This window comes from Fibrobacter sp. UWP2, assembly GCF_900141705.1.
Lineage (GTDB): Bacteria > Fibrobacterota > Fibrobacteria > Fibrobacterales > Fibrobacteraceae > Fibrobacter.
On record NZ_FQYM01000001.1, the window covers coordinates 165,813 to 178,897 of the forward strand.

The following is a 13,085-nucleotide window of genomic DNA, read 5'->3' on the forward strand; positions in this document are numbered from 1 at the left end:
AAAAGGCCGGGATTTTGTTTGAAGTTGTAGGAAACCAAGCCCTACTTTATCATTACCTGCTGGGTCTTCACGGCGCTCCCGCTTGCCACCCGCACAATGTAGACGCCCTTGTTCAGATGTCCGAGGGATACCACATGGTCTCCGGCGGAGTAGCCCACGTAATGTTCCTGCAGGAGCCCCTGCATGTCGAACACCAGGACCTTCACTTCCGACGCTTGCGGTACGGTAACCGTCAGCTCGTTGTGGGCAAAGAACATGTTCACGCCTACCACCGTCGGATAGAATCCGTCGGCCTTGCCACTGCTGCTGGATTTGTCGTCCTTGCTGGAGCTAGACTTCGTCTTGTCAGCAGAACTGCTAGATAGTTTTTCCGTCTTGGAGCTGCTTGACACAACGGGAGTCTCGCTGCTGCTGGAGGCAACAGGCTTTTCGCTAGAGCTAGATACAACCGGTGTATCACTGCTGGAAGATTCCACAGGTTTCACGCTGCTGCTAGATTCAGGTTCCTCTGAACTGGAGCTTGCCGGCAGTGCCGTGGACGTATAGGTTGCCGTGTAAGTAGCCTCACCCGTCACCATCGTAACGGCGGGACTCCAGCCCGCGAAAGTGTAGGAGTATTGTGCGTCGTTTTCCCTGGTGGGGGCCTCAGGAGTGATATCGGTCGCAGGCGTACCGTAGGCATAGGATGTTTGATCCGTGAGCGGGCGGTTATCGTAATCCAGGAACACCACTTCGTAACGGCGCACGGTTGCAGTAAACACCGCTTTCAGCGTCAGGTCGCCAGTCACCGTGGCACCTGCGGACAAATCCGTCTCGGAAGTTCCGTTCACCACTACCCACTTGTTGAACGTGTAGGTGAATTCATCCGTCTGTGTCTTGTCGGGATTCGTGGAAGGCAGCAAAGTCGAAACCGCTACGCCATATTCAACCGTCGCGGCAGCTGGGAGTCCCGTCACACCGACTTCGCTGGCAAAGGTCACTGAATAAGTGCGGGTGACGGACGTAAACACCGCTTTCAGCGTCAGGTCGCCAGTCACCGTGGCACCGGCGGACAAATCCGTCTCGGAAGTTCCGTTCACCACTACCCACTTGTTGAACGTGTAGGTGAATTCATCCGTCTGCGGCTTGCCGGGATTCGTGGAAGGCAGCAAGGTCGAAACCGCTACACCATATTCGACCGTCGCGGCAGCTGGGAGTCCCGTCACACCGACTTCGCTGGCAAAGGTCACTGAGTAAGTGCGGGTGACGGACGTAAACACCGCTTTCAGCGTCAGGTCGCCAGTCACCGTGGCACCGGCGGACAAATCCGTCTCGGAAGTTCCGTTCACCACTACCCACTTGTTGAACGTGTAGGTGAATTCATCCGTCTGCGGCTTGCCGGGATTCGCGGAAGGCAGCAAGGTCGAAACCAGGGTTCCTTCTTCCACAGTCATGCTGGAGGGAATACCCGTAACATCCGCATCACCTGTGAAAGCGACTGTATACGTGGTGCCCACTAAAGCCGTCTGCGTATAGGCAGCCTTGTAAATCTGCTCGCCCGTCACAGCCGTAACGGTGGGGGTCCAGCCCGCAAAGGTGTAGCTGAACTCGTCGTCAGGGTCCCTAGAGGGGTCGTCGGGTTTGACAATGTCGGCGGCAGCCGTACCGTAAGTATAAAGGGTTCCGCCACCCCAACGCGGAGTGTCATCGTAATCCACGAAGGTAATTACATACCTGCGATCAAATTCCTTGAACACAGCCTTGAGGGTCATACCGGCAACAAGGACCGCACCTTCGGCCAGTTCCATATCCTCGGTATCGGAAACCTTGACCACCCACCTGTCAAATTCGTAGGTCTTTGCCACAGTCTGATCTTTGTACGGATCTGTAGACGGGATAAGAGTTGCGATTTCCGTGCCATAGTCCACAAGCCGAGCCGCCGGAAGTCCCTTGACTCCGTCATCGCCAACGAAGGAAACCTCATACTTGTTCTTGACCTGTTTGTACTTGGCCGTGTAAGTGGCTTCACCCGTTACGACAGTTTCGTCGGTAATGGCGGGGGTCCAGCCGTCAAATTCATAGGTGTATTCGGCGGTCACGGCGCCATCGACCTGCGGAGCAAACGATGCGACCGCTTCTCCGTACTCCTTGGAAACAGTGATGTTCGCATCGGGGTTATGCTCGGCCACAAATGTCACGTCGTACTTGTTCTTCACGCTTGTATACGAGGCCGTATAGGTCGCATTCTCCGTAGCGGCAACCACCGCGGGAGTCCACTTGTCGAAGGTATAAGTGTATTCAGCCGTGGGATCCTTTGCGGGATCTTCGCCATAGTACGGCATATCGCCATCATCAACATAATCCAGGCGCAACACAGAACCGTCGTCATCCTTCCAAGTGATGACAATCTTGTCTGTATAGAGCGCCTTGTAAATCACGTTCCTAGTGACCGGAGCAAGTCCCGGTTCCCAGCCAGCAAACTTTAGCGAGCCCTTATCGCCGACAACGGGAACATCAATCTGGTCAACCGGAGTGCCATAAGGATATTCCACAGCACCCTTTAACGGAGTATCATCATCGTCGACAAAAGTGACGGAATACAAGTTCGTGGACGTCGTAAAGTTCGCCGTGTAGGAAACGTCACCCGTCACAACCGTCTCGCCAGTAATCGCGGGATCCCAGCTGTTGAACCTATAGGTAAACTGCGAATCGGCTTCCTTGGCCGGATCTGGAGGCGCAACACTCAAAACAGGAGTGCCGTATTCCACACCTTCCACTTGTCCATAAACCGTTTCGCCATCGTCCAACAAGAAGGTAACGGTATAGGCATTCGTAATTTCAGTATAAACGGCCTCGTAAGTGGCTTCACCGACAACGAGCCTTGTCGGATACCCCCATTCATTCTCGTACCATGTCCAATAGTCGAAAACATAGGTGTACTGGGCATCGGCCGCCTTGGCGGGCACCCCGGCCGGGTCGGGCACATTGGAACCTGCAGCCCAGCTCTTTACTTCATAGTCTTCATCGCCATTCTTGAATGTTACAGTGTAGTACGGGGTTTCGGCAAGGCCAATGCAACGAATGTTGTCGATGGCAAGAGTGCCACTGGATACATCGTCCACATCTTTACCGTCAATTCGCCAGTCAAATCCGTTAACATACGGGAGGATCGTTTCTATATCCACCCAGTTGCCGCTATTGCCCGTCCATTGCTGTCTCAAACTGGCAACAGGGATTGTCACGGTCTGCCACGATGCGCTAGAATCGCCCACCACGAAAGTGGGGAATCCCCAGCCCATGTCGAGCAAGTTGTTCATTGTCTCACTAACTTTCACTCGGAAACTGTGGGCAGCACCCTTGTAATCGTAGCGAACCTCCGAACACTGCGAAAGGTTCAAGTCCATGAAGTCGTTGGTAGAAATCGATGCATAGGGAGGGCCCCATGGGTACGTACCCACATCCAGGGAGTAGGTCATCTGCAAAGCATGGGAAGAATTGTTTCCCTTTACAATGGACAATTCCGCCATCGAAGCGCCACCGCCAATTTCATCCGTTTCGTTCCAGAAGTTTCCAATATCACCCCACAGCGGACGGTAGTCCCCATCCTCGAAGTCGTCAAACAGTTCCGTATTGGTGGTGGGTTCTGCCACTATGGGCAATTCAACGCTGGAACTACTTTCCTCACCGACGCTGGAACTGCTGGAACCTCCATCCAATACACACTGGATTTCTTTGACGTAGAGGTTTCCGTTTTCACCACCAGGAACCTGCCACTTGATATCCAGAGCATTATCCAAATCGATTCCAGATAGCGATGCCATATTGAACGTGTGAGTCGTCCATGTGTCACTACCGGAGATGGACCATTCCGCTGTCACGTCAGCGCCATCAGGAGTATTGGCAAAAGTCAGGTTGTGCGCAATACCGATATACTTGTACGATAGAGTCCGGCATCCGCTCAAATCGAACACGTTCATGCTTACACCGGCATAACCGTCCTCCGTTCCCGTGGACACATTTTTCAAGCCCCAGAAATAATCGCCCAGTTCTTGGTCATAAACGGTTGCCTCTGTCCCCCATTCACCTTCCGGGTTCGCAACGGTCCACCCACCACCAGCGTAGGCATAATCGTAAACCGGCATGAGCGTGTATATTCCAGACCCACCACTGGAACTACTGATTCCGCCACTGCTGCTACTGGAAGCAGGTACATAGTCGTCGCAGGCCGTGTAAGTGGCGGGCAAATCGTTAAAGACGTTTGCGTTGACCCACTGGCCACTGCGGGAATAAGTCCAATTATCGGGAGCGTTGTCGGGATCGAAATTGAATCCAAAGTATTCAGAACCGGATTCACTGCTGGGATCGTCGCTTTTCCCGACATTCCAGTTTGCCGAAGAAATTTTCCGGGAATTCATCCAAGCTTGCCACTGCGGATTCAACGTGGTACTCGGCACACCGCCACCATTGTAGCCGACCGTACCCCATTCGCTCACGAAAACCGACAGGCCCCTTTGCATTGCGAAATTCGCATTAGAGGTCAAAGAAAACTCATGAGCCGCCGTGCCATCGTCACGCCCCGCATAAAAATGGAACGCATAGGCGATATTGTCATTTTCTAGAGGGTCCTCAACCGGATAATCAACCACCGCATGCGGGTACTGGTCCCACATCGGCGTCCCTACGATAATCAGGTTGTCGGAATACTCGCGGATCACCGAAACCACCTGGTCGGCATAGGTTTTGATACCGTCCATGCCAATGAACCCGCCATATTCGCTACAATCGCTATTGTCACCAACGGAACCCGAAGTGCAAATCGGCTCGTTGAACACCTCGAAAATCACGTTGTCATATTTGCCCCATTTTTCTGCCTGAATCCTGAAAAAGGACTTCGCGTTCTCGACACTGTCCGCCGCCACATGGGAATGGAAGTCAATAATCACGTAAATGTCATTTTCGACGGCCGCTTCTACGGCCTCATCCAGCATGGCCTGGTAGAAATCGGGCTTTGTAAAATAGTGACCATCGGCCCACTCGCCCATGTCGTCTACCGCCATGGCAGCGCGAATCAGCTGGATATTCTGCCGTTCCACAAGTCCCGTAATGATATCCTTTTTCCAGTACCGCTGCTGATTTGCAGCACAACTCCAGAAAAGGCTCATGCCCTTGACCTGCACCTCGTGGCCGCTAGAACGGAAATGCCTGCAGCTGCCGTAAATCCGACCGTTTTGAGCGTTATCCTTACCCGCCTGCAACTGGCCGTACTGGCTCACGGGGCCTACGCGCTTGGGGATAATGGTTAGTGTTTGCGCCGAAGCAAGTCCAATGCCTAGCGCCAACAGGCCAAGCATGATAATTTGGGGAAAAGTGTGTCTGGCCATAGTAACTCCATACTGTTTATTTATTACAAATATAATTACAACATTGGGAAATCGCCCCGCCGTTTTTGAAAAATTTATTTACCGACTTTTTTGGGCGTATTTTGCCTAGACCCTCATTTTTCAAAGAAAATTGCCACTTGGGTATTATTTTTCTAGATTTGGCAACGCAAAATTGAATAAGGTCCAACCTTAAAAAAGGAACACAACCATGGCAAACAAGGTCTATAACTTTAGCGCAGGCCCGTCCGTCCTGCCGGAACCGGCACTCAAGGAAGCATCTGCTGCATGCATCGACTTCGAAAACAGCGGCATCAGCATTCTCTCCATGAGTCACCGTTCAAAGCCGATCGAAAACATGTTCGCCCAGACGGAACAGTACCTCCGTGAACTGATGGGCATCCCTGAAGACTACGACATCGTTTTCCTCGGTGGTGGCTGCTCCCTTTTGTTCTGCATGCTCCCGATGAACTTCTTGGACCAGGACGCTACGGCCGACTACGCTCTGACTGGCGTTTGGGCAAACAAGGCTTACAAGGAAGCTAAGCAGTTCGGTAACGCTCTCGCCGCTTGCGACACCAAGTCCGAAACCTACAGCCGCATCGACAAGAACCTGAAGCTCAGCGACAACGCGACCTACCTCCACGTTACCGCCAACAACACCATCTACGGTACGGAATGGCACAACTTCCCGAAGCCGAAGTCCGGCTTCCTCATGGCTGACGTGAGCTCCGACTTCCTCGCCCGCAAGATCAACGTGTCCGACTTCGGCGTTGTGTACGGTGGCGCCCAGAAGAACATCAGCTGCGCTGGCGTGACTGTTACCATCATCAAGAAGGGCCTCCTCGGTAAGGTGAACCGCACCATCCCGACCATGCTCAACTTCCAGACTCACATTGACGCTGCCAACATGTTCAACACTCCTCCGGTATTCGCCGTGTACGTGATGAACCGCACCCTCAAGTGGCTCAAGGAATTCGGTGGCGTGGATGCTATCGAAAAGGTGAACCGTTCCAAGGCCGCTCTCCTTTACAGCGCCCTCGACAACTCCAAGGTGTTCGTCGGTACCGCTGCTAAGGAAGACCGCTCCATCATGAACGTTCCGTTCGTGTTCAACAAGGACGTGGTTGCCGCAGACAAGGCTGACGATCTCGCTAAGGAATTCCTCGAATTCGCTAAGGCCCGTGGTCTCCAGCAGCTCAAGGGTCACCGCTCCGTCGGCGGCTTCCGCGCATCCATCTACAACGCGATGCCGGTCGAAGGCGTGCAGGCCCTCGTCGACTGCCTCGGCGACTTCGAAAAGAAGGTGCTCGGCTAATTAACCGCGCAACACGCGATTGATTTTAAAAGGCCTCCGCAAAAGCGGAGGCTTTTTTGATAAAGAAGAAGCCCGCACAAGGCGGGAATGACATATAAAAGAACGTGAAAGAAAGGCTGCACTTATTCTGCGGCAGTCTTCTTGCTGAACTTGTTCACCACGTCGGGAACGATATCCATGACCTTCCCGACAAGCGAGCTGTCCTTGCTGATGGGCATGATGCGTACATCTTCACCGTTGATGTAGAGAAAAGCCACCGGTTCCACGGAGGCGCCGCCGCCAGAAGCGGTGAGTTCGCCCTTGCCGGCATGCCCGCCGAGACCGAAGCCCACAGAGACGCGGCTCACGGGAACGACCGTAGCCGAGCCCGCCTGGATAGGTTGACCGATAACCGTCTCCGCCTGCGTGATGAAGCGGAGCTTTTCCAAAAGAGTTTCTGCAAATTTTTCGATAGCCATGACTTTAATATAATAAAAAAAGGTATGCATCACAACCATTAATACCTGGCTTCGTAAATGCGGTCGGAGGCAACAAAGAACTTGCGTTCCAAGTCAAACCAGTCCAGGTAGCCCCAAACAACTGCCACCCGGCCACCGGGAAGCCGCGTCGCCATGCCGTTCACGCCCTCGCCCGCCTTAAAATAGACGTTTTCGACGTTCTTGAAAGCCCCGCGCGGTTCCGCCCGCCGGAGCTGCGCCGCCCACAGGTTGTAGACGGAATCCTCAACCTGCTCCCAGCTGCGGGCCACATTCCAATGCGTATCGGCGTCGCGATAGCTCTGCACCAGCACCGGGAAGTACGACTGGACTCCCAAAAAGTCCTTTGTCTGGATGGATGTACGGCCGGCCTCGCGATGCTCGAACGGGAGGCTCAAAAACTCCTGCGGGAACCCGCCATGGTAGCCCGGCACGCTACGTACGTAGTTTTCCAGGTCGCTTCGCTCGTAACGGCGGAAACTGTCGTGGCGGAAGATGAAGATGCGTTTATCCGAGCGAATGCTCTGCTCCAAGTAAGAGCCGCGCAAAATCGGCACAATCCCCTGGAAACGACCGCTGTTCATGTAATAGTCCAGCGCATAGACGTCGCCCTTGAATTCTAGAATGCAAACGTCCAGGGTGTCGCCCAACATCATGGGGTAACGAAGGTCCACCCGCTTCACGAGCGCCGCGATGTTCTCGTCGGAAGGGTTCTCCTTGACCAGGACCTGCATGGGGAACACATTCTTGTACAAGAGTTCGCGGGGGTTCATTTGCGGTTCCGGCTTTTCGTTGCACGCACAAAGCAGGCCGCAAAGGAACAGCGCCATAGAGCGGCACACGAACAAAGGCAAACGACTCTGGAACATACAGTTTAAATTTAGCATAGGCCCGCCTTGTCGTGGTGTTCCGCGTAGCCGCAAAATTCATATAGCGGGCACTTGATGCAATGCTTGGTGTGCTGGCGGCAAATAAAGTCCTCGCTCCCCTGCTCCAAAAAAAACTGGAGCGAGTGGGCGCCCAGGTACGGGTTCTCGGGCGCAAGCGCCACAAAGTACTTGTTCGCCAACTTCTGCTTTTCTTCGGGGTTCAGGTCCGCAAAGCCTCCTTCCTTTGCAGGTCCCAAAATGGCGAGGAACCGGCGTGCCCCCATAGTCAAGGGGAGCGGCGGCATGCGCTTTGCACTGCGGCAGGCGATGCCGAGCCCAAGCGGGGCCGGTGCGAGTAAGCGGTAGACGGCGGCGCTTGCCTTGGGTCGCGGGTTCGACTTTCCCATAAAGTAGATTTCGCCCAGGTCGCGCCACATTTCCTCCGGGGTGCGTTCCCGCGCCCACGCCTCCAAATCAGGGTGGTGCCGCACGAACATGCCCACGCTCCAAAAGATGCCAGCCACGTTCTCGAACAGGTTCCAGTTACGGGAACCAAATGTTTCCTCGACCACCGCCTCGATTTCCTTGCCGCCAGGCACCGGAAGCGTCCATAGTTTTTCGGCGGGAAATTTTTTGTAGAGCGCCGTGAGGAGCGCAACGATCTCGGGGTAGCTGCGGTTTTGAAAGAGGACCGTCCCCAAAAGCATCCAGGCAATGCGCACTGTCGGCGGAACCGCCTTCGCCTTGCAAACGACATGCACAATCGGGTCCGGCGAGCTCGCGAAAAGGCAAACGAACTCCTGCGACGCCTTGAACAGCGCAGGCTCGTCTTGCACAAATCGCTTTACCGAGACCATAAGGTTAGCAGAGGGCCTCGCCCACCTTTACAGGCTTGCCGACACACGCCTTGAAAATTTCGGGATGGCGCTCGCGGATCTTTTTATCGACCACGAGAATCACGGTGCTGCCCATCTCGAAGCGGCCCAATTCACCGCCCTTCTCGAAGGTCACCTTCTCGGTGGTTTCCCAGTCCAGGCGCTTTTCGTTGCGGGCGATTATCCCGGCGTTGGTCAAAAGGTCGGTACTGTACACGACGCCGATGCGACCCACGTTCGTTGCGCCCACCTTCACCACAAGGATTTCAGAATCGTCTTCAAGGCGGATGCGGCTCGTGAGGCGTTCGTTGATGCAAAAAAGACCCTCGATGCGTTCCACGCTGCCCACATTCACCGGCCAAAGAGTGCCCGGGCAATAGCTCGCGTCCACCAGTTCCCCTTTCACGGGACTATGGATGCGGTGGTAGTTGAACGGGGCGAGGTATATCGTCGCAAAGGCGCCGCCGTCAAAGTGTTTCGCCATTTCTTCGTTACGGAGCAAGTCCTTCAAAAGGTAGGTCTTGCCCTTCGCCTGGATCATTTCCTGCTTGCCGTCAAAAGTCCCCGTCTGCGAGAGCACTCCATCCACAGGGCTGACGATTTCGGCGTCGGCTACGGGGCGCGTCCCCGGTTTTAGTCTACGGATAAAAAGTTCACCGATATTTGCGTAATGCTCCAGCGGGAATTCCGCCTCATCCATATTGAGCTTGTAATGCTTCGCAAAGATGTTCCTCGCGACCTTGCTAAACACCGGGAGGCGAAGACGCGTAACTGCACCGAAGGCACGACTCGCGGCATTCTTCGGCAGGAGTTTCATAAAGACGTAAAAGGGTGTATTCATAAGGGGAAATATAGAAATGTGAAGTGTCGAGTTATTAGTTACTAGACTCTAATTAATGGCTTTCAAGTTTGGTCAGGTCGGTGTTAAACATTTTCCACAAGCGCGGGGCAAAGGGCGTCGCCCATTCTTTTTCGGGAGCGACACGGCTCGTGGTGACCGCCGTAAACTCGGAGTACGTGAGGAACACGAGCTCACCATAGCGGGCGTCCCACAGGCTCCAGGCGATTTTCCACTTGTACCCGCCGCTCTTGCCCAGGTCTGGAATCATCTCGACTTCCAGATACACGGGAATCGTGAGGTAGCGCAATTCATAGCGGCTAGCGATGCCGTTCAGCAGATCCTTAAGCTTTGCGGGAACTTCGCGGGCAAAGGTCTGCTCGATCCCGTTGCGTTCCACCCACGGAGCCACGTTCTCCAGCTTGATTCCATCGGCAAATTCCGACTTCAGGAACTTTACAGATAAAGTATCCAGATAGCTGGAATCGGCCTCCGGGAGGCGCATGCCGGGGAGCATCAGTTCCCGCCGCATCTTGGGAAACGCCCGCACAAAGAGCGAGTCCTCGATGCGTGCCAAGTCAAAGTCCAGGGCGTCGGCACTAAAGCTGTGGCACATCTTGCAGCTCTCGGGGCGTTTCGCCACCACCTTCAAGGCAGGGAGTACGCCTACCACCGCGGTCGAATCCATGCGGCCGTACGCCACCTGGTTCCACTCGCGGTAAAACTTTTCGTCGGTAATCTTGAGTTCGATTTCGCCCTGCGTCCCGCATTCGTCACAGCCCGTATCGGCCATATCATTACCTCCACCGGAGCCGCCGTTTTCGGCATCGCGAGCCCCTGCACACGAAATCAGCAAAACGGCCGCCACGGCAAGCGCCACAGACCTAAAGCAATATTTCATCGACAAAAATTTCATATCCACTCCTATTCCAACATTATTGTAAAAGGTCCGTCATTCACAAGGCTCACCTGCATGTCGGCGCCGAATTTGCCGGTTTCCACCACAGCCACTTCCTTTTTGCACTCGGCAACAATGTAGTTGTACAGTTCTTCGGCAAGCGCCGGGTTCCCCGCATTATTGAACGTAGGGCGGTTTCCCTTGTGGCAATCGGCGTAAAGTGTAAACTGCGAAACCAAAAGGAGCGAGCCTTTCACATCGATTATCGAGAGGTTCGTCTTGCCGTTTTCGTCGGCAAAAATGCGGAGGGCGATCATTTTGCGGATCATGCGGTCTGCCACTTCTTTGGTGTCGCCCTCACCCACACCAATAAGCACCAAAAAACCTTTGCCGTCGATTTTACCCACGGTCTGACCGTCAATATCGACCTGCGCCTTGGTGACGCGTTGAATCAAGAATTTCATCTTTCTTATACCACAAATTTTTTAAAGAACTTTTGGATTGAACCAGGATTTTGCGTTTGGGTCAAGGCGAGCCGCAAAAGGACCGCCGCCTTTGCCGGAGGGAGTGCGTATGCCGCAACCGTACCAGGAACCAATAGTTGCTCGGGCACGACTTCGCCGTTACTGATGCGCGTCGAGACCACCACGGGAACACGCTTGCCAGGGCCACTTACACACTTTTTGATTTCGGCAATCCAGGCTTCGCTGAACTCGCCCGCCCCGGCACCCGCGACGACGATGCCCTCGGAACGCCCTGCGGCAAAGGCAACCTGTGCCGGGTCGGCCTCGGCATTAAAATAGAGGACGGCCACCTTCGGGAGTTCCGCAACGCCATCCAATTCAAAATGCGGTAACGCGCCAACGCCCACAGGCATCCCGACAAAAGCGTCAAGCGCATTGGCGTGGATTTTTTGCGCAGAGAGGCCATCCATCACCTTGCCCGCAAAAGCGAGCAGGACACGCCCGCCACTCGCAGTGCCGCCCGCGACCGCTGCCACGCCGCCTACTGCGACTTTCACCGCCAAAAGCAAATTCGTCGGGCCGTCGGGTTCGGCAGCCGTCGCCGGCCTCATGGCGCCCGTAAGCACCACCGGCTTTTGCACATCAAGGGTCAACGCCAAAAAGCACGCAGTCTCTTCCATGGTGTCGGTGCCGTGCATAATCACGACGCCGTCCACATCGGGCTTTACCGCCAGCTCTTTTATACGCGACAATAGCCGCAGCCAAATCGCCGAGGTCACGTCGTCCGAGTTGATGTTGCAAACCTGCTCCACGCTCACCTGCGCCACCTGCGCAAGCCCCGGGACAGCCGCCACCAAGTCCGCCGCCTCAATCGCGCCGGACTTGTAGCCCACGTTTTTTCCGGGTTCGCCCGCACCGGCAATGGTCCCGCCGGTCGCCAAAACAACAACTTTCTTCACTTGACCGCCTCCAGCAACTGTGCGGTGGTCACACCGTAATACTTGCGCAACGATTCGTCAACACCCAGTTTGCGAATGTCCCGGATGCAATCGCGAAACGTGCTAAAATCGGCAGAGGCGCTCTTGGGGTCCCGCTTTAGCAGTTCCTCGACCATCCTTTGCGAATACCAGTACAGCTTGACGGCGACATCGGTCCTGGACTCCTTCACAAAGGGTTCCGTGAGCGCCGTTATACTCGGCTCCGGTCCTGCCGGGCGCGGTTCGCCGTTGCGCGAGGCGTCCACCACCTGCGCAATGCCTTCGTTGAGCCACAGCGGGATGTTTTTGCGGGTCATGGCGCGCACAAAGGCGTGGGTCAACTCGTGGAACAAAATCGGGCGGTAGATTTCGGGGTATTTCATCATGTTCACAGGCACGCGCAGCTTGCCATCAAAAAGCGCGCCCACCCAGTCGGGGCGGTTGTCCATGCCTTGGTACTCTGCCGACTGGTACAGCACCAAGTGCATTTTATTATCGGGTCTAAAATCAAAAAGGTGCGTCAGCGAATCGTAGGCGACTTCCAAAACGGCGAGCGCTTCCATCACATCGGCTCGGCTCGGCCGCCCCTCGAACTCGACGCGAAAGTGCATGGAACGTTCAATACCAAGTTCCGCCATTTCACGAATAAGCGACGCGGCCTTCCCGTCAAAATACTTGGTCTCTTCGTTGCTGAATTTGAGCCCGGCAATGTAGGCGCGGCACTCATCATAGCGTTCCTGTTCAAACAAGATCCCCGCCAGGTGGGTTTGCAAGTTCTCGTCATCGGGGGATTCTTGCAAAAGCGCACGGATGCTTTTTTCGGCGCAATTCCACTCACCCGTTTCAACGCATTCCGTCGCTTCGGCAATCAGGGACTCGTGCCTATTGAACGCCTCGTCTTGAGCCCGTTGTTTTACCCAAAGGCGGGCCCCAACGAGCACCAAAACAAGGCAAAGAACAACGCGGGCAATCTGTTTCATTTTTCTCTCGGCAATACCAAAATCTCTGCACAA

At 54.7% G+C, this 13,085-nt stretch carries 10 protein-coding genes; 1 reads left to right on the plus strand and 9 read right to left on the minus strand.

Annotated features, from left to right (window positions below):
- Positions 1 to 41: 41 nt before the first annotated feature.
- Positions 42 to 5,330: a cellulase family glycosylhydrolase gene (locus BUB55_RS00725; RefSeq protein ID WP_073187304.1), complete on the minus strand. Its 5,289-nt coding sequence runs from the start codon at positions 5,328 to 5,330 to the stop codon at positions 42 to 44.
- 238 nt (positions 5,331 to 5,568) lie between these two features.
- On the opposite strand from BUB55_RS00725, the gene serC reads away from it, so the two are divergent.
- Positions 5,569 to 6,675: a 3-phosphoserine/phosphohydroxythreonine transaminase gene (gene serC, locus BUB55_RS00730; RefSeq protein WP_073187305.1), complete on the plus strand. Its 1,107-nt coding sequence runs from the start codon at positions 5,569 to 5,571 to the stop codon at positions 6,673 to 6,675.
- A 122-nt stretch (positions 6,676 to 6,797) separates the two neighbouring features.
- On the opposite strand, the gene BUB55_RS00735 is transcribed toward serC, so the two are convergent.
- The 8 genes from BUB55_RS00735 to BUB55_RS00770 are packed head-to-tail and all read right to left on the minus strand — an operon-like array spanning position 6,798 to position 13,052.
- Positions 6,798 to 7,133, minus strand: coding sequence for a GerW family sporulation protein (locus BUB55_RS00735; protein WP_073187719.1), 336 nt, complete (start codon positions 7,131 to 7,133; stop codon positions 6,798 to 6,800).
- A 38-nt stretch (positions 7,134 to 7,171) separates the two neighbouring features.
- Complete coding sequence (locus BUB55_RS00740; RefSeq protein ID WP_234971739.1) at positions 7,172 to 8,020, minus strand: hypothetical protein; 849 nt, start codon at positions 8,018 to 8,020, stop codon at positions 7,172 to 7,174.
- 11 nt (positions 8,021 to 8,031) lie between these two features.
- A complete protein-coding gene (locus BUB55_RS00745) occupies positions 8,032 to 8,877 on the minus strand; it encodes a hypothetical protein (protein ID WP_073187309.1) in 846 nt (281 codons plus the stop codon).
- Positions 8,878 to 8,881: 4 nt separating this feature from the next.
- Positions 8,882 to 9,736 carry an archaetidylserine decarboxylase gene (gene asd, locus BUB55_RS00750; protein ID WP_073187311.1) on the minus strand — a complete coding sequence of 285 codons (855 nt, stop codon included), beginning with the start codon at positions 9,734 to 9,736 and terminating at the stop codon, positions 8,882 to 8,884.
- Between the two features lie 52 nt (positions 9,737 to 9,788).
- Positions 9,789 to 10,649: a hypothetical protein gene (locus BUB55_RS00755; protein WP_234971740.1), complete on the minus strand. Its 861-nt coding sequence runs from the start codon at positions 10,647 to 10,649 to the stop codon at positions 9,789 to 9,791.
- An 8-nt stretch (positions 10,650 to 10,657) separates the two neighbouring features.
- Positions 10,658 to 11,095 carry a D-aminoacyl-tRNA deacylase gene (gene dtd / locus BUB55_RS00760; RefSeq protein WP_073187315.1) on the minus strand — a complete coding sequence of 146 codons (438 nt, stop codon included), beginning with the start codon at positions 11,093 to 11,095 and terminating at the stop codon, positions 10,658 to 10,660.
- A 5-nt stretch (positions 11,096 to 11,100) separates the two neighbouring features.
- A complete protein-coding gene (locus BUB55_RS00765) occupies positions 11,101 to 12,054 on the minus strand; it encodes an asparaginase (protein WP_073187317.1) in 954 nt (317 codons plus the stop codon).
- Positions 12,051 to 13,052, minus strand: a complete 1,002-nt coding sequence (locus BUB55_RS00770; protein WP_073187319.1) for a hypothetical protein — start codon at positions 13,050 to 13,052, stop codon at positions 12,051 to 12,053. The genes BUB55_RS00765 and BUB55_RS00770 overlap by 4 nt, the downstream gene beginning before the upstream one ends.
- Between the last annotated feature and the right edge of the window lie 33 nt (positions 13,053 to 13,085).